This window comes from Microbacterium limosum (assembly GCF_036324365.1).
Lineage (GTDB): Bacteria > Actinomycetota > Actinomycetes > Actinomycetales > Microbacteriaceae > Microbacterium > Microbacterium limosum.
The window spans coordinates 1,304,099-1,326,875 of sequence record NZ_CP137080.1 but is presented as its reverse complement, the minus strand read 5'-3'; the positions used below and the strand labels follow the sequence as shown (position 1 = coordinate 1,326,875).

Below are 22,777 nucleotides of genomic sequence, written 5' to 3'. Positions count from 1 at the left end.
GTCAGCACCCGGAGTCGGGATTGTCGCGGCACCACTGCTGCCACTGCGTGACGGCCTGCTGATGCTGCGCGTTCGTCTCGGTGAAGACCGTCTCGCCGGTGTCGAGATTGACCGTGACGAAATACAGCCACGGGCCGTCGGCGGGATTCATCGCGGCATCGATCGCGGTGTCGCCGGGATTGGCGATGGGACCGATCGGGAGCCCGGTGTTCACGTACGTGTTCCAGGGGTTGTCGTCCTCGAGCGCCTCGGCGGTCGAGGAGACGGTGCCGTCGTGCATCTCGCCGTAGCCGTACTGCGCCGTCGAGTCCATCTGCAGCAGCCCGTTGGTCTCCTGGTTGTCGGGCGAGAGCCTGTTGTAGATGACGCGCGAGACGCGATAGAAGTCGTCCTCGAAGCGCGCCTCGCGCTCGATGATCGACGCGATCGTGAGGATGCGCTCGCGCTCCTCCACCGGCACGCCCGCCGAGTCGAGCGACTGGATCGTGCGGTCCACGAGCGTCTGGATGACCTCGGGTGCGGTCACGCCCGGCGAGAACTGATACGTCGCCGGGAACAGCCAGCCCTCGAGGGTGGCCGCGGGCACGCCATACAGCGCGGGGTCGGAGACGGCCGCCTGCAGCTCCTCGATCGGCAGGCCGATGCCGTCGGCCAGGAGGGGAAGCGTCTGCTCTACCGTGAGGCCCTCGCGCAGCTGCGCCGAGTTCTCCATACGGTTGTCCGGATTCTGCAGCGCCTCGAGCGCCGCGGCCGAGGTCATCTGCTGCTGAAGCTGGAACACGCCCGGATAGAAGGTGGGCACCGCGTCGAGCGTGAGGATGTGCGAGTAGAAGGCCTCGGGCGTCATCGTCACGCCGGCCTCGTAGAGCGTGTCGGAGATCGTCGCACCCGTGTCGCCGTCGACGATGGTCACGAGCGCTTCGCCCGTGGCCATCCCGGGCTCGTAGTCGATGGGCTCCTGCCATCCGAAGACGGCGCGGATCTGGTCCTCGTAGGCGGCCCATGCCCATGCGCCCGTACCGACGATCCCCCCGACGACCAGCACCACGACGCCGAGAGCGATCCAGCCCCCCACGCGGCGATTCCGCTTCTTCTCCGCGCGGGTGGGCGTCGCGTGCGTCTCGTCGGCGAACAGCGCGTCGAGCGTCATCGTCGAGCCGCCGCCCGCCGCCGAATGCCCCGCCGCCGCCGGCGCGGGTGCCGGCTCCCGCGTGATGCGCGGAGCGTCCGCGCGCGGGGCCGCGACGGGCTCGGGAGTGCCCTCGTCTGCGCCCGCGCCCGGGCCCGGAGACGAGGCGGCGGCGCGCTGCCTGGCCTCCCGACGCGACAGGGGCGGCTCGGGCTCGGGTTGGCGCTCTCCGGCGTCGCGCTGACGCGGGTCCGGGAGCTTCCCGAAGAGCTCGGCGAACCGATCCTCGTCAGGACCTTCAGAGGGCGTGTTATGGGACATCAGGAGGGGGGCTCCTCAGGATGGACGGGCTCGCCGGCAGGGCGTCCCGTCCTCTTCTCGATATCGAGGGCGTGCTGCAGGAGCACGACCGCGGCGACCTGGTCGACAATGCTACGCGACGAGCGCTGGGACCGGCCCGAGCGCCGGAGGGCGTCGTGCGCCGTCACGGTGCTCAGCCGCTCGTCGACCAGGCGCACGGGCAGGGCGGATGCCGCGACGATCTCCGCCGCGAACGCCCTCGCATCGGACGTCGAGGGCGTCTCACCTCCCGACAGGCTCACCGGCAGGCCGACCACGATCTCGACGGCGCCGTACTCGTCGGCCAGCGCGGCGATGCGCGCGACGGCTCCGGGGTCGGTGCGCGTCACGGTCTCCACGGGAGTCGCGAGCAGACCGTCGCGGTCGCAGCGGGCCACACCCACGCGCGCCCTCCCGACGTCGACGCCGAGCCGCACGCCGGGGCGGAATCCGCTCACGCGATCGCGGCGCGGATGCCGGCGCGGACCGCCTCGAGCGCCTCGGGGAGCGCCGCGGCATCCGCCCCGCCACCCTGCGCGATGTCGTCCCGCCCGCCGCCGCCGCCGCCGAGAGCCGCGGCCGCGGCCTTCGCCAGGACGCCGGCCTTGATGCCCCGCCCACGCGCGTCGTCGTTCGTGGCGACGATCACGACCGGACGATCGCCGACCCTGGCACCCAGCGCCACGACGGCGGTAGCCGCCGACAGCCGGTCGCGCACGCCGACGACGAGCTGACGCAGGTCGTCCTGCGATGCGACGGTCGACACGTCCGCCGCGACGACCCGCACCGCACCGATGCTCTCGGCGGCCTCCGCGAGAGCGGGCACCCGCTCCAGCAGGGCGCGCGATTCGTAGGCCGCGATCTTCTTCTCGGCTGCCTTCAGGCTCGCCGACAGCTCCGCGATCCTGTCGGGGAGCTGGTCGCGGGGCGTCTTCAGCGATGTCGTCAGCTGTGACACGATGGCGCGCTCGGCGGCGAGCTCACGGAACGCGTCGAGACCGACGAGGGATTCGATGCGGCGGTTCGACGCGCCCACCGAGGACTCGCCGACCAGCGAGATGAGCCCGATCTCGGCGCTGGATCCGACGTGGGTGCCGGCGCACAGCTCGCGCGACCACGGACCGCCGATGTCGACCATCCGCACGACGTCGCCGTACTTCTCGCCGAACAGCGCCATGGCACCGGCGGCCTTCGCCTCGTCGAGCGAGAGCACGCGCGTCTCGACCGCGAGGTTGTCGCGGATGGCGTTGTTCGCGATCTCCTCGATCTCGGAGCGCGTCTGGGCCGACAGCGCCTGGCCCCACGTGAAGTCGAACCGCAGATAGCCGGCCCGGTTCAGCGAACCGGCCTGCGTCGCGCTCGACCCGAGCGTGTCCCGCAGCGCGGCGTGCACGAGGTGCGTCGCGGAGTGCGCCTGGCGCGCCGCACGGCGGTTCGCGGCGTCGACGACCGATGTCGCCGCGGCGCCCACGGCCACCTCGCCCGCGGTGACCTCGACGGTGTGGCTGACGAGGCCCGGCACCGGCTTCTGGACGTCGAGCACGTCAAGCTCGTACCCCGGACCCACGATGATCCCCTTGTCGGCGACCTGCCCGCCGGACTCGGCGTACAGCGCGGTCTCCGCGAGGATGACCTCGGCCACCTGCCCGACGCCCACCCGGTCAACGGAGACGCCCTCGACGAGGAGGCCGAGCACCCGGGACTCGGTCTCGAGGTCGGTGTATCCCGTGAAGACGGTCTCGCCCAGGGCGCGGAAGTCGCGGTAGACGCTGTGGTCCGCGAGGGCGCGCTTACGACTCTTCGCGTCGGTCTTGGCGCGCGTGCGCTGCTCCAGCATGAGCGCGTCGAACGCCGCACGATCCACGCTCAGGCCCGCCTCGGCGGCCACCTCGAGCGTGAGGTCGATCGGGAAGCCGTACGTGTCGTGGAGAAGGAACGCCTCCGTCCCCGACACCTGTGTGCCCCCGGCATCCTTCGTCTGCGTCACCGCGAGATCGAGGATGCTCGAGCCCGAGGCGAGGGTGCGCAGGAACGTCTCCTCCTCGGCGTACGCGTACGCGGAGAGGCGCGGGTACTCGGTCTCGAGCTCGGGGTACGCGGACTTCATCGCGTCCCGCGAGGCGGAGAACAGTTCGGGGAACGTCGGGCCGTCGACCCCGAGCAGACGCATGGCGCGCACCGACCGGCGCATCAGACGGCGGAGGATGTAACCGCGACCCTCGTTGGAGGGGGTGACGCCGTCGGAGAGCAGCATCAGCGACGAACGGACGTGGTCGGCGATGACGCGGAAGCGCACGTCGTCCTCGTGCTCCGCGCCGTAGCGGCGGCCGGAGAGCTCGACGGCGCGATCGAGCACGGGACGCACCTGGTCGATCTCGTACATGTTCTCGACGCCCTGCTTGATGAAGGCGACGCGCTCGAGCCCCATGCCCGTGTCGATGTTCTTCATCGGGAGCTCGCCGACGATGTCGAAGTCGACCTTGCTGCGCACGTTCGTGATGAGATCCTGCATGAACACGAGGTTCCAGATCTCGGTGAACCGGTTGTCGTCGACGGCGGGTCCGCCATCGCGACCGTAGGCGGGACCGCGGTCGAAGTAGATCTCCGAGCAGGGGCCCGCGGGGCCCGGCTGGCCCGTGGACCAGTAGTTGTCGTCCTTCCCCAGACGCTGGATGCGCTCGGCGGGGACACCGGCGACCTTCTGCCACAGCAGCGCCGCCTCGTCGTCGTCCTCGTAGACGGTCACCCACAGGTCGCGCTCTGCGAACCCCAGCCCGCCGTCGGACTCCGACGACGTCAGCAGCTCCCATGCGTAGCCGATCGCGCCTTCCTTGAAGTAGTCGCCGAACGACCAGTTCCCGAGCATCTGGAAGAAGGTGCCGTGGCGAGCCGTGTGACCGACCTCTTCGATGTCGTTCGTGCGGATGCACTTCTGCACATCGGCCGCCCGCGAGAAGGGCGCGGGGACGACGCCCGTGAGGTAGGGGATGAACGGGACCATCCCGGCGACCGTGAACAGCAGCGAGGGATCATCGGTCACGAGCGACGCCGACGGAACGATGGTGTGGTCGTTCTTCTCGAAGTAGTCGAGGTAGCGCTTCGCGATGTCGGCGGTCTTCATGCGGAGTGGGGTGTCCTTGCCAGCGTGATCACCGCCGGTCCGCGGCGGTGAGAGAGGTGGGTGTGTCGAGCGGGGCGCTGCTACTCGGCGGAGCGGGCCGAGTCGGCCGCCGCGTCGGCGGCGCGTGCCACCGCGTCCTTGGCGTCGTCGACGATCTGACCCAGGCGCGATTCCTGGTCCCGGTAGGCCTCGCCGATGCGGTCGGTGAACTCCCCGATCCGCGCGTCGATCTCGGCGAGGGCGTCGTGACCGGCCGGGTTCTTGTCCACCAGGTGCGCGATCACGAAACCGCCGACGATGCCGAACGTGAACCACAGGAGGTTCTTCATGTCATCACTTCCTCGCCGATAGACGTCGCGGACGCGGCGTCTGACCCATCGTAGCCACCGACGCCGAAGGGCGCCGGATCCGTGGAGACCCGGCGCCCTTCGTGCGCTTCGCAGCGGTGGACGTCGCTTAGCGCGCCGCGTAGTACTCCACGACGAGCTGCACGTCACAGGTCACGGGGACCTCCGCGCGCTTCGGGCGACGCACGAGCGTGGCCCGGAGGGTCGACAGGTCGACCTCGAGGTAGCCGGGAACCGGGGGCAGCACTTCGGCGTGACCGCCGGCAGCCGCCACCTGGAACGGCTCGAGGCTCTCGCTCTTGGGCTTGACGTGGATCTGCTGTCCCGGCTTGACCCGGAACGAGGGGCGATCCACGAGCTGACCGTCGACGAGGATGTGACGGTGCACGACGAGCTGGCGGGCCTGCGCGGTCGTGCGGGCGAAGCCGGCGCGCACGACGAGCGCGTCGAGACGCATCTCGAGCAGCTCGACGAGGTTCTCACCCGTCAGGCCCTCGGTGCGGCGAGCCTCATTGAAGGCGATACGCAGCTGCTTCTCGCGGATGCCGTACTGCTCGCGCAGACGCTGCTTCTCGCGCAGACGGACGGCGTAGTCGCTGTCGGCCTTGCGCTTGGTGCGGCCGTGCTCGCCGGGAGCGTAGGGACGCTTCTCGAGGTAGCGGGCGGCCTTGGGGGTCAGTGCGACGCCGAGGGCGCGCGAGAGGCGCACCTTGCGGCGGTCCTGGGACTTCGTGGTCACGAAGCTGTCCTTCCGGTGACGTGGCCGCGTCTTTCGCAGCTCACGGACGTATCCCGCCATCCGCCGGCCGGCACGCACGTCGCAGCGCGCCGGTGGAGTGAAAGGATGAGGGGGATGCCCGGAAACGTGGGTTCCGAACCCTCCTATACTACCAGAGCCGCCCGGCGCGCGACGGAGCCGTCATCGCGCGTCGCCGAGGATGCGGCGGATCTTCTCCAGGCGCGCTGAGATGTCGCGCTCGGCACCGTGCGATGTCGGGGAGTAGTAGCGCGTCCCCTCGAGCGGCTCGGGGAGATACTTCTGCGCGGCGACGCCGACCTCGCTGTCGTGCGGATACACGTACCCCTTCCCGTGCCCGAGACGCTTCGCCCCCGCATAGTGGGCGTCGCGCAGGTGCACGGGGACCTGTCCGATCCTGCCCGCGCGCACATCCGCGAGGGCCCGGTCGATCGCGACGTACGCCGCGTTGGACTTGGCGGCGGTGGCCAGATAGGCCGTGGCCTCCGCGAGCGGGATGCGCCCCTCCGGCATCCCGATGAACGCGACCGCGTCCGCCGCGGCGACCGCTATCTGCAGGGCCTGCGGGTCGGCGAGCCCGATGTCCTCGGACGCGGAGATGACCAGTCGCCGCGCGATGAAGCGGGGGTCCTCCCCCGCCTCGATCATCCGCGCGAGATAGTGCAGCGAGGCATCGACGTCCGAGCCGCGGATGGACTTGATGAACGCGCTGATCACGTCGTAGTGCTCGTCGCCCTGGCGGTCGTACCGCAGCAGCGCCCGGTCCACCGCCCGCGCGACGGCGTCGGCACCGACGACGGGCGCGGCCGACGCATCCTCGTCCGCCGCCGCATCCTCATCGGTGTCGGTCTCGTCGTCGGTGTCCGTCCCGGCGTCGATGCGGTCGCCGTCGGCCTCCGTGGCGCCGATGGTCATGACGGCGGCGGCCTCGAGAGCCGTCAGCGCGCGGCGAGCATCGCCCGACGCGAGCCGCACGAGGGCCGAGCGCGCCTCGTCATCCAGCCGGACCGCCCCCGCGAGCCCCCGCGGGTCGTCCACGGCGCGATCGATCAGCAGCGCGAGGTCGGCGTCGGAGAGCGGTTTGAGGGTCAGCAGCAGAGAACGCGAGAGCAGCGGGGAGATCACCGAGAACGAGGGGTTCTCGGTCGTCGCGGCGATGAGCACCACCCACCCGTTCTCGACGCCGGGCAGCAGGGCATCCTGCTGCGCCTTCGTGAAGCGGTGGATCTCGTCGAGGAAGAGGATCGTCTGCGCGCCGTACAGGTCGCGCTGCGTGAGGGCGTCCTGCATGACCTCGCGCACGTCCTTGACCCCCGCCGTGACGGCGGAGAGCTCGACGAAGCGCCGCCCCGAGGAGCGGGCGATAGCCTGCGCCAGCGTCGTCTTCCCGGTGCCGGGCGGCCCCCACAGGATGACGGAGACAGCGCCCGTCGACGCGCGATCCGGATCGGCGAGGGCGACCAGCGGCGACCCCGGTCGCAGCAAGTGCTGCTGACCCGCGACCTCGTCGAGAGCCGCGGGCCGCATGCGCACGGCCAGCGGCGTCGATCCCGCGAAGAGCGCACTGGAGCCGGCCATCCCCTCAGGCTAACCGGGGCGGCCGACATCCCGGGCGCGGCTAGGCTCGTGGCCGATCCGTCCACGGCCCGCCACGAGGGAGAATGCCATGGCACGAGGAAAGAGCGAACGCCAGCGCGCCCAGGAACAGGCGCGCGCCCGGGAACGGGCCTACGAGGCTCGACGGACCCTCCACGACGGCATCGTGGCCCGCCGTCGCCGCGACACCGTCGTGGCCGCGGTCGCCGGCGGTCTCGTCATCGCCGCCGCGATCGCCTCGCAGGTCGCCTTCGCCACCATCGGACCCGGCGCCCCCGCCCCGGATGACACCAGCTCCCCCAGCCCGTCCCTGTCCAGTGCGCCGGCCCCCGAGCCGAGCACGACCCCTTGAGCCGTGGTCCGGTCGTACTAGGCTGGTCCGGACCCACTCCCCCGGCACCGCACAAGGAGAACCGTGTCCTCCGAGACTGCTTCCGCGCCCGAGCAGGCGTGGGGCCGCGTCGATGACGACGGCACCGTCTACGTCCGCGAGGGCGACAACTGGCGCGAAGTCGGCCAGTACCCCGACGGCACGCCGGACGAGGCCCTCGCCTACTACGAGCGCAAGTTCACCGACCTGGCCGACAAGGTCACGCTCCTGGAACAGCGCCACCGCGGAGGCGGCGCCTCGGCGGCCGACCTCGCATCCGCGGCCGCCCACCTGCGCGCCGACATCGAGGGCGCCGCTGCCGTCGGAGACCTCGGCGGCCTGATCGCGCGCGTCGACGCGCTCTCCGCTGCGCTCTCCGAGGCGTCGGCGGCGGAGACCGCCGCCGCGAAGGAGGCCGTCGCGCGGGCCGTCGTCGAGCGGACGACGCTCGTCGAGCGCGCCGAGGCGCTCGCTGCCCGGGACCCCAAGACGGTCCAATGGAAGCAGGCCACGCAGGAGATGAGCGATCTCTTCGCTTCCTGGCAGTCCCATCAGCAGACGGGGCCGCGGCTGCCCAAGAGCACCGCGCAGGAACTGTGGAAGCGCTTCCGCGACGCGCGAGCGATCATCGACAAGCACCGCCGGGAGTTCTTCGCCGAGCTCGACGAGGCGCACAAGGGCGCACGCGAGCGCAAGACCCGCCTCGTGGAGCGCGCCGAGGCGCTGCGCGACAAGGGCGAGGACGGCATCCCCTCCTATCGAGCCCTGCTGGACGAGTGGAAGGCCTCCGGGCGCGCCGGCAAGAAGGCGGACGACGCGCTGTGGGCCCGGTTCAAGGCCGCCGGAGACGCCCTCTACGGCGCCCGCGCCGAACGGGATGCCGCGGAGATCGCCGAGTCACGGCCGAAGATCGAGGCGAAGGAGGCCCTCATCGCCGAGGCGCAGGCCGTGGCCGACGAGAAGGATCTCTCCGCTGCGCGCTCGCTGCTCACCGGCATCCAGCGTCGCTGGGATGAGATCGGCCGCGTCGCCCCTCGCGAGCGTGACCGCGCCCTCGACGACGCCCTCCGCAAGGTGGAGTCCGCGCTGCGTGGGCGCGAGGACGCGGACTGGAAGCGCAACAACCCCGAGACCAAGGCGCGTGCGGGAGACATGGCGCGGCAGCTGGCCGACGCGATCGAGAAGCTGGAGCGGGAGATCGCGCAGGCGCACCAGCGCGGCGACGCCAAAGCCGCGACGCGCCTCGAGGACGAACTGTCCACGCGCCGAGCCTGGCTCGACGTCGTCGGCGGCTGACACCCTCCGCCCACCGCGGGCCACGAAGGCGCCCTCCCCCACCGACTTCTCCACAGGATCGACGCGGGACCGCCGATCGGCCCGGGTCGTGGGGTTGACTGCCGCCATGACCGGGCCGTTCCTGTACTTCCCCCACGACCGCCTGTCGCCCGCCGAGCTCTCTGCGGCGCGTCTGGACGGACACGTCGTGGAGCTCGGGGAGGGGTACATCCCGGCGGACGCCGTCGAGACGGCGGAGATGCGGGCGGCGTCCCTCAGCGTGCTGTGCGACGGGCGGTTCGCGGCCTGCCTGTGGAGCGCGGCCTGGGTCTACGGCGCGCTCGCGACCGCGCCCGCCCGTCACAGCCTCGTACGGGCCGTCGAGCACCGGGTCGGCAACGTCATCGGGCGCCGCGCGATCTTCCACGACTGGCCGGTGCGGGCCGACCAGGTGATCCGCCTCGGCGGGGTGCTCGTGGTGCGGCGCGACAAGACGATGGCCGACCTGGCACGACGGCTCGCGCATCCCGTCGACGCGGTTCGCGCCCGCGCCGCGGTCGAGGCGATGGCCGAGGCGTTCGGCGTCGCCGAGGGCATCCGGTGGATGCGCGATCAGCAACGCCTACCGGGTCGCGCCGACGCCGTCGCGGCGCTGCTGCGGATCGGCGAGCGGTACGGTCAGGACGACGTCACACGGTAGACGTCGTACACCGCGTCGATGCGACGCACGGCGTTCAGCACGCGGTCGAGGTGCACCGTGTCGCCCATCTCGAAGACGAACTTGCTGAGGGCGAGCCGCTCGTCCGTGGTCGACACGGACGCCGACAGGATGTTGACGTGGTGCTCGCTCAGCACGCGCGTCACGTCCGACAGCAGCCCCGACCGATCCAGCGCCTCCACCTGGATCTGCACCAGGAACACGCCCTTCGGGGTCGGCGCCCACGACACGTCGATCATCCGCTCGGGGTCGTTCTCGAGCGCGGCGACGTTCGGGCAGTCGGTGCGGTGCACCGATACGCCGCTGCCGCGCGTGACGAAGCCCACGATGTCGTCGCCGGGCACCGGGGTGCAGCACTTGGCGAGCTTGACGAGGATGTCGGGGGCCCCGCGCACGAGCACGCCGGAATCGGTCGTGCGCGGCGCGCGCACACGCGTGGCGTTCGGCAGATCGATGGGTCCGGTGGAGGTGTCCTCGCCGGTGCCGACGAGCGCGGTGACCTTCTCGATGATCGACTGCGTCGAGACGTGTCCCTCGCCGACCGCGGCGTAGAGGGCGGTGACGTCCTCGTACCGCAGCTGATGGGCGACCTCGGCGAACGAGTCCTGGCTCATCAGTCGCTGCAGCGGCAGGTTCTGGCGCCGCATGGCGCGGGCGATGGACTCCTTGCCCTGCTCGACCGCCTCCTCGCGCCGCTCCTTCGTGAACCAGGCGCGGATCTTGTTGCGCGCGCGGGTGCTCTTGACGAAGCCGAGCCAGTCCTGGCTGGGTCCGGCATCCGGGTTCTTCGACGTGAAGACCTCGACGACATCGCCGGAGGCGAGCGGGGAGTCGAGCGGCACGAGCCGGCCGCCCACCTTCGCGCCCATCGTGCGGTGTCCGACCTCGGTGTGCACGGCATAGGCGAAATCGACCGGGGTCGCCCCGGCGGGCAGGCCGATGACCCGCCCCTTGGGCGTGAAGACGTAGACCTCTTTCGCCCCGATCTCGTACCGGAGGGAGTCGAGGAACTCGCCGGGATCGGCCGTCTCGGCCTGCCAGTCCGAGATGTGCGCGAGCCACGCCATGTCGGTGTCGAGGGCCTTCGCGGTCTTGCCGCCCGTGACCCGCTCCTTGTACTTCCAGTGCGCGGCGACACCGAACTCCGCCTGCTGATGCATCTCGTGGGTGCGGATCTGGATCTCGACCGTGCGGCCTCCCGGACCGATGACGGTCGTGTGCAGCGACTGGTACAGGTTGAACTTGGGGGTGGCGATGTAGTCCTTGAATCGACCGGGCAACGGCGTCCAGCGGGCGTGGATCGATCCCAGCACGGCGTAGCAGTCACGCACGCTCGAGACGAGCACACGGATGCCGATGAGGTCGTAGATGTCGTCGAACTCGCGGCCGCGCACCACCATCTTCTGGTACACGGAGTACAGCTGCTTGGGGCGGCCCATGACGCGCCCCCGGATGCGCAGCTCGCGCAGATCCTCCTCGACGGAGGAGATGACGCTGTGCACGTACTGTTCGCGCTGGGGCGTGCGCTGCTTGACGAGGCTGTCGATCTCGGCGTAGAGCTTGGGGTGCAGGACGGCGAACGAGAGGTCCTCGAGTTCGGACTTGATCGTCTGGATGCCGAGACGGTGCGCCAGCGGCGCGTAGATCTCGAGGGTCTCGGTCGCCTTCTTCGCCGCCTTCTCGGGCGGCACGAACCCCCATGTGCGGGCGTTGTGAAGACGGTCCGCGAGCTTGATCACGAGCACCCGGATGTCCTTGGACATCGCGACGATCATCTTGCGGACGGTCTCCGCCTGCGCGGCGTCGCCGTACTTGACCTTGTCGAGCTTCGTGACGCCGTCGACGAGCATGGCGACCTCGTCGCCGAACTCCGCCGACAGCTGGTCGAGGCTGTACGCGGTGTCCTCGACGGTGTCGTGCAGCAGGGCTGCGGCGATCGCCTTCGGCCCCAGCCCCAGGTCGGCGAGGATCTGCGCGACCGCGACGGGGTGGGTGATGTACGGCTCGCCGCTCTGGCGCTTCTGTCCCTCGTGGGCCCGTGCCGCGACGGCGTACGCGCGTTCGATGACCGCGATGTCCCCGCGCGGGTGGTTCGTCCGGACCGTGCGGATGAGATCCTCGAGGCCCTCACGACGGGGGGCACGGGAGAAGATGCGGGGCACGAGCCGGCGCAGCGACGAGCTCTGTACCGCGGGAGGAGCCGTCTCCGTCATCCGCTCTCCTCCTCCGCCGGTGATACGCGGAACCTGGTCATCCCGCCGGATGTGCCCATCCTACGCGCGCGACGAGGACCCACCGGCCGCGGTCAGACCGAGACGTCGGCGGACTGGGCGCGCGCCTCACGGAGACGGTCGTCCCGGCGCTTGAGCTCGGTCTCGCCCTCGCGGAACAGGGAGTACAGCGGGGCCGCGACGAACAGCGTCGAGTACGCCGCGACGACGATGCCGACGGTGATCGACAGGGAGATGTCGGAGAGGGTCTCCGCCCCCAGCCAGAACGCGCCGATGAACAGGATCGCCGCCACCGGCAGGACCGCCACAACCGACGTGTTGATCGATCGGATGAGGGTCTGGTTCACGGCGAGCTCGACGGACTCCCCGAAGGTGCGCCCCGATCTCAGGCCGTCCTCGGAGGTGTTCTCCCTGATCTTGTCGAACACGACCGTGGTGTCGTAAAGCGAGTACCCGAGGATCGTGAGGAAGCCGATCACCGCGGCCGGCGAGATCTCGAACCCCGCGAGGGCGTAGATGCCCACCGTGACGACCAGCACGTCGATGAGACCGATGATGGCGGCAGCCGACATCTTCCACGTACGGAAGTAGATCGCCATGATGAGGAACGTCAGCGCGAGGAAGATCGACAAACCCCACAGGGATTGCCGCGTGACATCCTGGCCCCATGTCGGCCCGATGAACGAGGTCGTGACCTCCTCGGTGCCCACTCCGTAGGCGTCGGCGAGCGATGAGGCGACCTCTCGCGTCTCCACCTCCGACATCTGATCGGTCTGCACGCGGATCGCGGTGCCGCCGACCGTGGTGACCTTCGTGGTGGCCCCGGGGACCACCTCGCGCACTGCGTCCGTGGCCACGAGCTGGTCGGGCTGCTCGAGCCCGGAGACCGTGAACTGCGACCCGCCCGTGAACTCGATGGAGAACTGCGGGGGGCGCACGAGGAGGATGAGCACCGACGCGAAGACGAGCGCGATGGCGGTGATGAACCACACGCGACGCCGGCGCACGAAGGGCACCGACACCTTCCCGGTGTAGAGATCGTTGCCGAACTGGTTCATGGAGGGCATCAGTCCTGGCCGTCCTTTCCGGCACCGCCGGCGCGCGACGCCGCCTGCAACTCGGCCTGCTTGCGCTCCGCGATCGTCTGACGGCGCTCCGCCTCACCGCGGGAGCGGGCCGTCCTGGCCGCGCGTCCGCGCGACGCCGCAGCCACGGGCGTCTGAAACTCCGCCCGGCTGCGGTACACCGCGCCCAGCGCGTGCGGATCGAGTCCGGACAGCGGGTGCCCCTGCCCGAAGAACCGGGTGCGGGCCAGCAGCTGCATGACGGGGTGGGTGAAGATGATGAAGATCAGCACGTCGATGACGGTCGTCAGGCCGAGCGTGAACGCGAAGCCCTTCACGGTCGCGTCGGCGAGGATGTAGAGCACGACCGCCGCGAGGATGTTGATCGACTTCGAGATGTAGATCGTGCGCTTCGCACGCGCCCAGCCGTCCTCGACGGCGCCCGTGATGCTCTTGCCGTCTCGGAGCTCGTCGCGGATCCGCTCGAAGTAGACGATGAAGGAGTCGGCCGTGAACCCGATCGTCACGATGAGGCCCGCGACGCCGGCGAGCGAGAGCCGGAAGCCCATCCGCCACGACAGGATGCACAGGGCGATATAGGTGAGGACCGCCATCACCGCCAGCGAGGCGATGATCACGAAACCGAGCGCGCGGTAGGAGACCAGCGAGTAGATCGCCACGAGCGCCAGCCCGATCAGGCCCGCGATGAGACCGATCTGCAGCTGCTGCGACCCGAGTGTCGCCGAGATCGTGTCGGAGCTGACCACCTCGAAACTCAGCGGCAGCGCCCCGTACTTCAGCTGATCGGCGAGCACCTGGGCGCTCTCCTGCGTGAAGGAGCCCGAGATCTCCGGGCGTCCGTCGAGGATGAGACCGTTCATCGACGGCGCCGACAGCACGTCGCCGTCGAGGACGAAGGCGAACTGGTTCAGCGGCGCCGTCTGGCCGTACAGGCGCTGCGACACCTCGCCGAAGATGTCCGTTCCCTCACCGTTGAAGGTGATGTTCACCGTCCACTGATTCGTCGTCGTGTTCAGACCCGAGGTGGCGTCGTCGATCGCGGACCCGTCGATCTCGACGGGTCCGAGGATGAACTTCGTCGTGCCGTCGGCGTCGCACGTGATGACCGGCTGATCGGCCGGGGCCTGCGAGGCGTCGTTGGCGGGATCCGCGCAGTCGTATGCGAGGAACTGCGCCTCGAGCGCCGGCGTGATCCAGTTCAGGTCGCTGGGCCCCGTGGGCTCCGCCGAGGGGGTCGCGGCGAGCGAGGGGTCGGGCGACGGGTACGGCGTGGAGTTGCCGTCCTCGCCCACGAACTCCGTCGCGGGGCTGCCGACGAAGAGCACCGGACGCAGCTGCAGCTGCGCACTGGCCTGGATCCGCTGGCGCGTCTCGTCATCGGCCTGCCCCGGGATCTGGACGACGATGTTGCGTCCACCCTCGGTCGCGACGTCGGCCTCGCTGACGCCCGACGCGTCGACACGCTGGCGGATGATCGAGACCGCCTGCTCGAGCTGTTCGGTCGACGGCGCGGCGCCGCCCTCGCTCTGCGCCTCGAGGATGATCTGCGTGCCGCCCTGAAGATCCAGGGCGAGCTCGGGCGCCCACGTGCTCTGCTGGAAGACATGCACGCCGAGGGCGTTGATGCCGAACAGCACGGCGATCAGGGCGAGAAGACCCGTCAGGGCACGCCAGGCATGGCGGACGGGTGGGGAGGTGGCCACGGGTCAGTGTTCTCCGATGAAACGAGCGCGGCGGATCAGGCTTCGGGCTTGCGCTTGCCGTCGACCTCGGGATCGATGGACTCGATCGCGGGGGCATCGGCGCGGTCGAACTCCGCGTCCTCGTGCTCCTCCGCGTCGACGAACTCGTCGTCGGCGTCGGCGTCGTCGCCCTCGATCGGGGTCACGACCCGGATGATCGCCTGGCTGTGCACCCTGATGGCGGTTCCGGGCGCGATCTCGATGAGAGCGGGCTTGTCGAGATCCTCCGGGTCGAACTCGAGGATCGTGCCGTAGAGGCCGCCCTGCAGGAGCACCTCAGCACCGGGGACGGTCTGGCGGTTCTTCGCCTCCTGCTCGGCCTTCATCTTCTGCATGCGCTTGCGCGAATTCCAGAACATGAAGCCCAGGAGGGCGACGAGGACGACGATGAGCAGGATGTCCATGCGGGGGAACGCCTTTCCAGGCACGCGAGATACGCGCGCGATCGGGGCCGAGAAGCCTTCAGCGATTATAGGTCATCGAATCTGAGCGCATTCTCGGCATGGGGGGCTCCCAGGTGCGCGTAGGCAGCGGGCGTGGCGATCCTGCCGCGGGGGGTGCGTCCGAGGAAGCCGATCCGCACGAGGTAGGGCTCGACCACGCTCTCCACCGTCTCCGCCTCCTCGCCGACCGCCACCGCGAGCGTCGACAGGCCGACCGGTCCTCCCCCGAAGCGTCGGACGAGAGCATCGAGCACGGCACGGTCGAGGCGGTCCAGGCCGATCTCGTCCACGTCGTAGAGCTCGAGAGCGGCGCTCACGGCGTCGAGGTCGGCCGGGCGGTCGTGCACGAGCACGAAGTCCCGCACGCGTCGCAGGAGCCGGTTCGCGATGCGGGGGGTCCCCCGCGAACGACGGGCGATCTCCCCCCGCGCCACGGGCGGCAGGGCGACGCCGAGCATATCGGCCGAGCGCGAGATGACACGCTCGAGGTCGGCGGGATCGTAGTACTCGAGGTGTCCCGTGAACCCGAATCGGTCGCGAAGAGGGTTCGGGAGCAGACCCGCGCGGGTCGTCGCGCCCACCAGGGTGAAGGGAGCGAGGTCGAGCGGGATGCTGGTCGCCCCCGCACCCTTGCCGACCATGATGTCGATGCGGAAGTCCTCCATCGCGAGGTACAGCATCTCCTCCGCCGAGCGCGCCATCCGGTGCACCTCGTCGATGAAGAGCACCTCCCCCGGGGTCAGGCTCGACAGCAGCGCCGCGAGATCGCCCGCGTGCTGGATGGCCGGGCCGCTCGACAGGCGCAGGGGGCGCCCGCTCTCGTGGGCCACGATCATCGCCAGGGTGGTCTTGCCGAGCCCGGGCGGGCCCGACAGCAGGATGTGGTCGGCGGGCCGCTGCTGCATCCCCGCGGCATCCAGCAACAGCTGCAGCTGACTGCGGACCTTGGGCTGGCCGACGAAGTCCGCGAGCGATGTCGGTCGCAGCGCGCCCTCGATCGCGAGCTCGGACTCCTGGGCGTCGGGCGAGACCTCGGGGCGGTCGTCGTGCTCAGCCACGAGTGCCTCCTTGGCGCGCGGGGCCGAGCGCGGCGAGCGTCAGCCGCAGGAGCGCCTGCGTGTGCGCGCGTGTCGCGTCGTCGGCGGACTCTGCGGTCATCGTGACGGTCTCGGCCGCCACCTTCTCCGGGTAGCCGAGCCCGACGAGGGCCTGCGTGACCTGAGCGAGGACGTCCGCGGCAGCATCCCTCGTGGGGGCGGCCGCGGCGGCACGGGCCGGCGGCGCGAGCTTTCCGGCGAGCTGCACGACGATGAGCTTGGCGGTCTTGGGGCCGATCCCCGACACCTTGCGGAAGGGGGCGTCGTCGTCGTCGGCGACGGCGGCCGCGATCTGGTCGACGCTCAGGTGCGACAGCACCCCGAGCGCGGACTTCGGACCCACGCCGGTGACCTGCAGCAGCTGCACGAACACCTCGAGCTCCTCGCGCGTGGCGAAGCCGAACAACGCGAGGGCGTCTTCACGCACGACGAGGTGCGTGTGGAGCGCGAGGGTCTCGCCGGACCGGGCGCCGCGGGCGAGATCGACGGGGACGGCGACGTGGAAGCCGACGCCGCCGACCTCGACGATGACCGCATCGACGGCGGCGTGCAGCACGGTGCCGCGCAGGGAGGAGATCATCCCCGAAGCCTACGGGAGCGATCGTAGGTATGTTCGAGCGACACGCTCAGCGGCCGCTGCGGGCGAGGCGCTCGGCATCCGCCCACGCCTTCTGCGCGGGCGTCGCGGCACCGGCCGGCGACGCCGCCGACGGGGCACTGCCGCGCCAGGCGTGGCACAGCGCCAGCGCGAGGGCGTCCGCGGCATCCGCGGGGCGCGGGAGCGCGTCCAGCCGCAGGACGCGCGCAACCATCGTCTGCACCTGGCGCTTGTCGGCCGCGCCGTAGCCGGTGATGGCCGCCTTCACCTCGGTCGGGGTGTGGGTCTCGGCCGGCAGCCCGCGCTCTGCGGCCAGCAGCAGCGCCACCCCGCTCACCTGGGCCGTGCCCATGACCGTGCGGGTGTTGTGCTGCGCGAACACGCGCTCCACCGCGACGACGTGCGGCCGGTGCTCGTCGAGCACTTCGCGCAGCCCCGCGGCGATCGCGGCGAGCCGAACGGATGCCGGGGCATCCGGCGACGAGCGGATCACCCCGACGTGCACGAGCGTCGCCGTGCGGTTCGGCGCGACATCCACGACGCCGACGCCGCACCGGGTCAGGCCCGGGTCGATGCCCAGGACGCGCAGGGGGGTGGCCACTCCCCTACGCTACGTCGCCCCGAGGCCGCGTCCGCGAACGGCGCGCCCGGGGTCAGTCCTCGTCGCCGTCGCTTTCGAGCTCCGCCTGCACGTCGGCGGTGAGGTCGAAGTTGCTGAACACGTTCTGCACGTCGTCGCTGTCCTCGAGCGCGTCGATCAGGCGGAACACCTTGCGGGCGGTGTCGGCGTCCACCTCCACCTTCAGGCTCGGCACGAATTCGACGTCGGCGGACTCGTAGTCGAGGCCCGCGTCCTGCAGCGCGGTGCGCACCGCCACGAGGTGGGACGCGTCCGTGACGACCTCGAAGCCCTGCGAGTGGGGCTCGACCTCCTCGGCTCCCGCCTCGAGCGCCGCGAGCATGACGTCGTCCTCGGAGGTGCCCTCGCCCGAGACGACGATGACGCCCTTGCGAGAGAAGTTGTAGGACACCGAGCCGGGGTCGGCGAGGGTGCCGCCGTTGCGCGTGAGCGCCGTGCGCACCTCCGCCGCCGCGCGGTTCTTGTTGTCGGTGAGGCACTCGATGAGCAGCGCGACACCGTTCGGGCCGTAGCCCTCGTACATGATCGTCTGGTACTCGACCGACTCGCCGGAGATGCCCGCGCCGCGCTTGATGGCGCGATCGATGTTGTCGTTGGGGACCGAGGTCTTCTTGGCCTTCTGCACGGCGTCGTACAGGGTCGGGTTGCCCGACAGGTCGGCGCCGCCCAGCTTGGCCGCGACCTCGATGTTCTTGATGAGCTTGGCGAACGACTTCGCGCGGCGCGCGTCGATGACGGCCTTCTTGTGCTTCGTCGTCGCCCACTTGGAATGCCCGGACATGTAACTCCTGTGTGTGTCGTTCGGCCGGAAAGTCTCCGTAGATTCTAGGCCCGCAGCCGCGCGCCGCACCGTGCGGCGTTTCTTCTCCCCCCGGCGAGCGGCATCCGCGCCGCACCCGCCGAACCGCGCTGGGCGGCGGGTCAGCCGAGGATGCGCCGGAGCGTCCGGAGGTTCCGGTTCGTCGTGCGCGCGCGGTACGTCGCGCGGGCGACGACCTTCGCGAAGGACGTGTCGGTGGAGCGTCCCTTCTCGGGATGCCAGTACACGACGCCCGGCCCGGCACGCACGGGATCCACATCCGGGTCGAGGGATGCCGCGGCATCCGTCAGCTCGTCGCGTGTCTCTCCGTCCGCGCAGAAGATCACCCAGGGCTGACGCGTCCCGTCGGTCTCGTCGAACGGGAACGCGCGCACGACGCGGTCGACGTCCGCGAGCGGGGCGACGAGCACCTTCGCGTCGTAGCCGAAGCGCTCGGAGAGGGCCGACTCGAGGAGGCTGCGGAGGGCGGCCGCGTCGAGATCGCTCGCGACCCTCGCGTTGCCGCTGGCCAGGTACGTTCTCGCCCCGGCGAACCCGAGGCCGGCGAGCAGGTCGCGCAGCTCGGCGGAGCGCACCGTGACGCCGCCGACGTTCACGCCGCGAAGCAGCACCACCCACTCGGTCATGCCGCCAGGCTAGCCCTCACGCGCGCGTGCGCACCGACTCCAGGAACAGGGCGTGGAAGCGGGTCTCGCCGGCGGTCTCGGGGTGGAAGCTCGTGCCCATGACCGGTCCGCGGCGCACGGCGACGATGCGGTCGTCGGCGAGGGCCGCGAGCACCTCGACATCCGGCCCGCTCTCCTCCACGACGGGGGCGCGGATGAACGCGGCCCGCACGGCGGGAGCCCCCAGCACGGGGACATCCAGGTCGGTCTCGAACGACTCCACCTGTCCGCCGAAGGCGTTGCGCCGCACGGTGATGTCGAGTCCCCCGAAGCTCTCCTGGCCCGGGATGCCGTCGAGAATGCGATCGGCGAGCAGGATCAGGCCCGCGCAGGTGCCGAACACCGGCATCCCCCCGGCGATCGCGTCGCGGATCGGATCCCGCATGCCGAACGCCCGCGACAGTTTGTCGATGACGCTCGACTCGCCGCCAGGGAGCACGAGGCCGTCCACTCCCGCGAGTTCCGCGGGCCGACGCACGAGCACGACGTCCGCACCGAGGTCGGCGAGCACACGCGCGTGCTCGCGCACGTCACCCTGGAGGGCGAGTACCCCCACGCGCGGGGACGACGCCACGGCCTACCAGCCGCGCTCGGCGAGCCGGTGCGGCGCCGGCAGGTCGGCCACGTTGATGCCGACCATCGCCTCGCCGAGCCCGCGCGAGACGTCGGCGATGACCTTCGGGTCGTCGAAGAAGGTCGTCGCCTTCACGACGGCGGCCGCGCGCTGCGCCGGGTTGCCCGACTTGAAGATCCCCGAGCCGACGAACACACCGTCGGCGCCGAGCTGCATCATCATCGCGGCATCCGCGGGAGTGGCGACACCGCCCGCGGTGAAGAGCACGACGGGCAGCGTGCCCGTCTCGGCGACCTCGGCGACGAGCTCGTAGGGCGCCTGCAGATCCTTCGCGGCGACGTACAGCTCGTCCTTGGTCATGGATCGCAGGCGGTTGATCTCCGCCGTGATCGTGCGGATGTGCTTCGTCGCCTCCGAGACGTCGCCCGTGCCGGCCTCGCCCTTCGAGCGGATCATCGCGGCCCCCTCGGTGATCCGCCGCAGCGCCTCCCCGAGATTCGTGGCGCCGCAGACGAAGGGGACCGTGAAGCCCCACTTGTCGATGTGGTTCACGTAGTCGGCGGGCGAGAGCACCTCGGACTCGTCGATGTAGTCCACGCCCAGCTCCTGCAGCACCTGCGCCTCGACGAAGTGGCCGATGCGCGCCTTCGCCATGACGGGGATCGACACCGCCTCGATGATGCTCTCGATCATGTCGGGATCGCTCATGCGCGACACGCCGCCCTGGGCGCGGATGTCGGCGGGGACGCGCTCCAGCGCCATGACGGCGACGGCCCCGGCATCCTCGGCGATCTTCGCCTGGTCGGCCGTGACGACGTCCATGATGACGCCGCCCTTGAGCATCTCGGCGAGGCCGCGCTTGACGCGGGATGAGCCCGTGGTGGAGGAGGTCATGGCCGGGGGTCCTTTCGCTGAATCACCGGGCTCGGGGTGCTTCCCGGTTTGGCATAGGCCAAAAGTAGCACGGGCTTGGTACCGTCGGAGGGAGAGGGGGCGCACATGACGTCACGGATCACCGGAACCTCCGCGGTCGAGATCGCCGACAGCGTGAGGGGCCTTCTGGAGCGCGCTCGACTCGCCCCGGGCGAACCCCTGCCGCCCGTGCGCGCGCTCGCCGACGAGCTGGGCGTCAACCGCAACACCGTCGTGGCCGCGTACCGACAGCTCGCGGCCGCCGGACTCATCGTCACGAGAGGCCGTGCGGGCACCCGGGTCGCAGACCGCTCCCCCGTCGCCCAGGAGGGCTTCTCGGCACCGAGCTCGCTGCACGACGTCGGCACCGGCAATCCGGATCCCCGGCTCATCCCCGACCCCTCGATCGCGCTCGCCGCCGCGGCCGGGCGCCCCGTGCTCTACGGAGAGCCAGTCATCGACGAGGGCCTCGAGAGCTGGGCCGGCGACTGGATGCGCGCGGACGTCGGCGACCGCCCCCTACGGCTGACGGTCACCAGCGGCGCGGTCGACGCGGTCGAACGTCTGCTCGCGCAGGCGCTGGCCCGCGACGACGCCGTCGCCCTCGAGGACCCGTGCTTCCTCGCGAGCATTCAGACCGTGCGCCTCGGCGGGTACCGCGCCGTGCCGGTGCCGGTGGATGCCGAGGGCATGACGGTCGACGGACTCCGCGCCGCTCTCGCCCAGGGCGTGCGCGCCGTCGTCTGCACCCCGCGGGCGCAGAACCCGACGGGAGCGAGCGTCTCCGCCGAGCGGGCCGCGCAGCTGCGCGCCGTGCTCGCCGAGTACCCCTACGTGCTCGTGGTCGAGGACGATCACTTCTCCCTCCTCTCGCAGCGGCCCTATCACTCCCTCGTCGGGCCCGACCACCGCCGGTGGGCGCTGGTGCGCTCGGTGTCGAAGTTCCTCGGCCCCGACATGTGCCTGGCCCTCGTCGCGTCCGACCCGCACACGGCGGAGAGGCTCGCGCTGCGCCTGAGCCCCGGAACGACGTGGGTGAGCCACCTGCTGCAGCGGATCGTCGGGCATCTCGTCACCGACGACGGTGCTCGATCCCGTATCCGCGCCGCCGCTCGGCACTACACCGATCGCAACGCATCGTTCGTGCGGCGGCTCGCGCGGCACGGGATCACCGCCACCCTGGGCGACGGCCTCAACATCTGGGTCCGCCTCCCCGTCGACGCCGCGGCGGTGTCGCCGCACCTGCGCCGCCGCGGGTGGCTCGTGCGCACGGGAGACGAGTTCGTCCTCGCCGACGGGGCCGCGGCATCCCATGTCCGGCTGACGGTGCACGGCCTCTCCGACGCCGACGCGGACCGCCTCGCGGCCGACCTCTCCGACGCGTGCGACGAGGCCCTCGGCGCGGCGCGCGCCCCGACGAGGGTGGGATGATCGTTCGGTGAAGGTGCTCTCTATCCAGTCCGCCGTGGCGTACGGCCACGTCGGCAACTCCGCCGCCGTGTTCCCCCTCCAGCGCATCGGAGTGGAGGTGCTGCCGGTGTACACGGTCAACTTCTCCAACCACACAGGCTACGGCCAGTGGCGCGGCCCGCTCATCTCCCCCGACGACGTCCGCGACGTCATCACGGGCATCGAGGAACGCGGCGTGCTGCCGCAGATCGACGTCGTGCTCTCGGGATACCAGGGCGGCGAGGGCATCGCGGATGTCGTCCTCGACGCGGTCGCGCGGGTGAAGGAGGCCAACCCCGACGCCGTCTACGCGTGCGACCCCGTCATGGGAAACGCCGTCTCCGGCTGCTTCGTCGCCCCCGCCATCCCCGTGCTCCTGCGCGATCGCGTCGTGCCGGCGGCCGACATCATCACGCCGAACCAGTTCGAGCTGGGGTTCCTCACGGGCACGGAGCCCGCCGACCTCGACTCGACCCTCGAGGCCGTCGACGCCGCGCGCGCCATGGGCCCCCGCACGGTGCTCGTGACCAGCGTGGAACGACCCGACCGCCCGGAGGGCACGATCGAGATGCTCGCCGTGACCGACGACGGCGCGTGGATCGCGCAGACCCCGCGCATCCCCATGAAGGCGAACGGCTCGGGCGATGTCACCGCGGCGCTGTTCACGGCTCACCTGACGCGCACGGGGGATGCCGCGGACGCGCTGGCCCGCACGACGTCGAGCGTCTTCGACCTGCTCGAGCGCACCCACGACTCCGGCGCCCGCGAGCTGGCGCTGGTGGAGTCGCAGGAGTCGTACGCGAGCCCCCGGATGCAGTTCGCCGTCACGCGGGTGCGCTGACCCCGCCCCGGAACAGGCGAACGCCCGA

At 70.9% G+C, this 22,777-nt stretch carries 22 protein-coding genes; 5 read left to right on the top strand and 17 right to left on the bottom strand.

Translation table 11 applies throughout. The annotated features are described in order from the left end of the window. Nucleotide 1: 1 nt before the first annotated feature. From mltG to RYJ27_RS06395, 6 genes are all read right to left on the bottom strand, one after another. Nucleotides 2–1,450, bottom strand: a complete 1,449-nt coding sequence (gene mltG / locus RYJ27_RS06420; protein ID WP_330171882.1) for an endolytic transglycosylase MltG — start codon at nucleotides 1,448–1,450, stop codon at nucleotides 2–4. Beyond that, nucleotides 1,450–1,926: a Holliday junction resolvase RuvX gene (gene ruvX, locus RYJ27_RS06415; protein WP_330171881.1), complete on the bottom strand. Its 477-nt coding sequence runs from the start codon at nucleotides 1,924–1,926 to the stop codon at nucleotides 1,450–1,452. The genes mltG and ruvX overlap by 1 nt, the downstream gene beginning before the upstream one ends. Then, nucleotides 1,923–4,589 carry an alanine--tRNA ligase gene (gene alaS, locus RYJ27_RS06410; protein WP_330171880.1) on the bottom strand — a complete coding sequence of 889 codons (2,667 nt, stop codon included), beginning with the start codon at nucleotides 4,587–4,589 and terminating at the stop codon, nucleotides 1,923–1,925. The genes ruvX and alaS overlap by 4 nt, the downstream gene beginning before the upstream one ends. 80 nt (nucleotides 4,590–4,669) lie before the next feature. Further along, the gene (locus RYJ27_RS06405) at nucleotides 4,670–4,918 is read right to left on the bottom strand and encodes an ATPase (RefSeq protein ID WP_330171879.1); all 249 of its coding nucleotides are present in this window, start codon (nucleotides 4,916–4,918) and stop codon (nucleotides 4,670–4,672) included. Between the two features lie 127 nt (nucleotides 4,919–5,045). Then, nucleotides 5,046–5,675, bottom strand: a complete 630-nt coding sequence (rpsD, locus tag RYJ27_RS06400; RefSeq protein ID WP_330171878.1) for a 30S ribosomal protein S4 — start codon at nucleotides 5,673–5,675, stop codon at nucleotides 5,046–5,048. Nucleotides 5,676–5,855: 180 nt separating this feature from the next. Beyond that, nucleotides 5,856–7,271: a replication-associated recombination protein A gene (locus tag RYJ27_RS06395; protein WP_330171877.1), complete on the bottom strand. Its 1,416-nt coding sequence runs from the start codon at nucleotides 7,269–7,271 to the stop codon at nucleotides 5,856–5,858. Nucleotides 7,272–7,359: 88 nt separating this feature from the next. Between RYJ27_RS06395 and RYJ27_RS06390 the strand changes: the two genes are divergently transcribed. From RYJ27_RS06390 to RYJ27_RS06380, 3 genes are all read left to right on the top strand, one after another. Next, nucleotides 7,360–7,641, top strand: coding sequence for a dioxygenase (locus tag RYJ27_RS06390; protein ID WP_330171876.1), 282 nt, complete (start codon nucleotides 7,360–7,362; stop codon nucleotides 7,639–7,641). A 63-nt stretch (nucleotides 7,642–7,704) separates the two neighbouring features. After that, the gene (locus RYJ27_RS06385; RefSeq protein WP_330171875.1) at nucleotides 7,705–8,955 is read left to right on the top strand and encodes a DUF349 domain-containing protein; all 1,251 of its coding nucleotides are present in this window, start codon (nucleotides 7,705–7,707) and stop codon (nucleotides 8,953–8,955) included. A gap of 106 nt (nucleotides 8,956–9,061) precedes the next feature. Next, nucleotides 9,062–9,634, top strand: coding sequence for a hypothetical protein (locus RYJ27_RS06380; protein WP_330171874.1), 573 nt, complete (start codon nucleotides 9,062–9,064; stop codon nucleotides 9,632–9,634). Here RYJ27_RS06380 and RYJ27_RS06375 read toward each other — a convergent pair. From RYJ27_RS06375 to pdxS, 11 genes are all read right to left on the bottom strand, one after another. After that, a complete protein-coding gene (locus RYJ27_RS06375; protein WP_330171873.1) occupies nucleotides 9,613–11,865 on the bottom strand; it encodes a RelA/SpoT family protein in 2,253 nt (750 codons plus the stop codon). The genes RYJ27_RS06380 and RYJ27_RS06375 overlap by 22 nt on opposite strands. A gap of 92 nt (nucleotides 11,866–11,957) precedes the next feature. Next, a complete protein-coding gene (gene secF / locus RYJ27_RS06370; protein ID WP_330171872.1) occupies nucleotides 11,958–12,950 on the bottom strand; it encodes a protein translocase subunit SecF in 993 nt (330 codons plus the stop codon). Continuing rightward, nucleotides 12,950–14,671, bottom strand: coding sequence for a protein translocase subunit SecD (gene secD / locus RYJ27_RS06365; RefSeq protein ID WP_330171871.1), 1,722 nt, complete (start codon nucleotides 14,669–14,671; stop codon nucleotides 12,950–12,952). The genes secF and secD overlap by 1 nt, the downstream gene beginning before the upstream one ends. 35 nt (nucleotides 14,672–14,706) lie before the next feature. After that, complete coding sequence (locus RYJ27_RS06360) at nucleotides 14,707–15,114, bottom strand: preprotein translocase subunit YajC (protein ID WP_330171870.1); 408 nt, start codon at nucleotides 15,112–15,114, stop codon at nucleotides 14,707–14,709. A gap of 65 nt (nucleotides 15,115–15,179) precedes the next feature. Further along, nucleotides 15,180–16,211, bottom strand: coding sequence for a Holliday junction branch migration DNA helicase RuvB (gene ruvB / locus RYJ27_RS06355; RefSeq protein ID WP_330171869.1), 1,032 nt, complete (start codon nucleotides 16,209–16,211; stop codon nucleotides 15,180–15,182). Next, nucleotides 16,204–16,830, bottom strand: a complete 627-nt coding sequence (gene ruvA / locus RYJ27_RS06350) for a Holliday junction branch migration protein RuvA (protein WP_330171868.1) — start codon at nucleotides 16,828–16,830, stop codon at nucleotides 16,204–16,206. Before ruvA ends, ruvB begins: the two co-directional genes overlap by 8 nt. 46 nt (nucleotides 16,831–16,876) lie before the next feature. Continuing rightward, a complete protein-coding gene (gene ruvC, locus RYJ27_RS06345) occupies nucleotides 16,877–17,449 on the bottom strand; it encodes a crossover junction endodeoxyribonuclease RuvC (RefSeq protein WP_330171867.1) in 573 nt (190 codons plus the stop codon). Nucleotides 17,450–17,501: 52 nt separating this feature from the next. Further along, the gene (locus RYJ27_RS06340) at nucleotides 17,502–18,269 is read right to left on the bottom strand and encodes a YebC/PmpR family DNA-binding transcriptional regulator (protein WP_330171866.1); all 768 of its coding nucleotides are present in this window, start codon (nucleotides 18,267–18,269) and stop codon (nucleotides 17,502–17,504) included. A gap of 140 nt (nucleotides 18,270–18,409) precedes the next feature. Beyond that, entirely contained in the window at nucleotides 18,410–18,934 is a 525-nt protein-coding gene (locus RYJ27_RS06335; protein WP_330171865.1) for a DUF1697 domain-containing protein, read from the bottom strand. 16 nt (nucleotides 18,935–18,950) lie between these two features. Beyond that, a complete protein-coding gene (gene pdxT, locus RYJ27_RS06330; protein WP_330171864.1) occupies nucleotides 18,951–19,547 on the bottom strand; it encodes a pyridoxal 5'-phosphate synthase glutaminase subunit PdxT in 597 nt (198 codons plus the stop codon). Nucleotides 19,548–19,550: 3 nt separating this feature from the next. Continuing rightward, on the bottom strand, nucleotides 19,551–20,441 hold the full coding sequence (gene pdxS / locus RYJ27_RS06325) for a pyridoxal 5'-phosphate synthase lyase subunit PdxS (RefSeq protein WP_330171863.1): 891 nt from the start codon (nucleotides 20,439–20,441) through the stop codon (nucleotides 19,551–19,553). A 105-nt stretch (nucleotides 20,442–20,546) separates the two neighbouring features. Between pdxS and RYJ27_RS06320 the strand changes: the two genes are divergently transcribed. Together RYJ27_RS06320 and pdxY are read left to right on the top strand one after the other, a co-directional pair. After that, nucleotides 20,547–21,890, top strand: coding sequence for an aminotransferase class I/II-fold pyridoxal phosphate-dependent enzyme (locus RYJ27_RS06320; protein ID WP_330171862.1), 1,344 nt, complete (start codon nucleotides 20,547–20,549; stop codon nucleotides 21,888–21,890). A gap of 7 nt (nucleotides 21,891–21,897) precedes the next feature. Beyond that, nucleotides 21,898–22,749 (top strand): pyridoxal kinase PdxY, encoded by an 852-nt coding sequence (gene pdxY / locus RYJ27_RS06315; RefSeq protein ID WP_330171861.1) that lies wholly within the window; start codon nucleotides 21,898–21,900, stop codon nucleotides 22,747–22,749. Nucleotides 22,750–22,777: the final 28 nt, after the last annotated feature.

Excerpts from the sequence above, each read along its gene's own strand:
- RYJ27_RS06360 (WP_330171870.1), bottom strand. The coding sequence starts at position 15,114 with ATGGACATCCTGCTCATCGTCGTCCTCGTCGCCCTCCTGGGCTTCATG.
- ruvA (WP_330171868.1), bottom strand. The coding sequence starts at position 16,830 with ATGATCTCCTCCCTGCGCGGCACCGTGCTGCACGCCGCCGTCGATGCG.
- RYJ27_RS06390 (WP_330171876.1), top strand. The coding sequence starts at position 7,360 with ATGGCACGAGGAAAGAGCGAACGCCAGCGCGCCCAGGAACAGGCGCGC.
- pdxS (WP_330171863.1), bottom strand. The coding sequence starts at position 20,441 with ATGACCTCCTCCACCACGGGCTCATCCCGCGTCAAGCGCGGCCTCGCC.
- RYJ27_RS06405 (WP_330171879.1), bottom strand. The coding sequence starts at position 4,918 with ATGAAGAACCTCCTGTGGTTCACGTTCGGCATCGTCGGCGGTTTCGTG.
- RYJ27_RS06335 (WP_330171865.1), bottom strand. The coding sequence starts at position 18,934 with ATGACCGAGTGGGTGGTGCTGCTTCGCGGCGTGAACGTCGGCGGCGTC.
- alaS (WP_330171880.1), bottom strand. The coding sequence starts at position 4,589 with ATGAAGACCGCCGACATCGCGAAGCGCTACCTCGACTACTTCGAGAAG.
- RYJ27_RS06375 (WP_330171873.1), bottom strand. The coding sequence starts at position 11,865 with ATGACGGAGACGGCTCCTCCCGCGGTACAGAGCTCGTCGCTGCGCCGG.
- RYJ27_RS06320 (WP_330171862.1), top strand. The coding sequence starts at position 20,547 with ATGACGTCACGGATCACCGGAACCTCCGCGGTCGAGATCGCCGACAGC.
- RYJ27_RS06395 (WP_330171877.1), bottom strand. The coding sequence starts at position 7,271 with ATGGCCGGCTCCAGTGCGCTCTTCGCGGGATCGACGCCGCTGGCCGTG.
- secF (WP_330171872.1), bottom strand. The coding sequence starts at position 12,950 with ATGCCCTCCATGAACCAGTTCGGCAACGATCTCTACACCGGGAAGGTG.
- RYJ27_RS06340 (WP_330171866.1), bottom strand. The coding sequence starts at position 18,269 with ATGTCCGGGCATTCCAAGTGGGCGACGACGAAGCACAAGAAGGCCGTC.
- RYJ27_RS06380 (WP_330171874.1), top strand. The coding sequence starts at position 9,062 with ATGACCGGGCCGTTCCTGTACTTCCCCCACGACCGCCTGTCGCCCGCC.
- mltG (WP_330171882.1), bottom strand. The coding sequence starts at position 1,450 with ATGTCCCATAACACGCCCTCTGAAGGTCCTGACGAGGATCGGTTCGCC.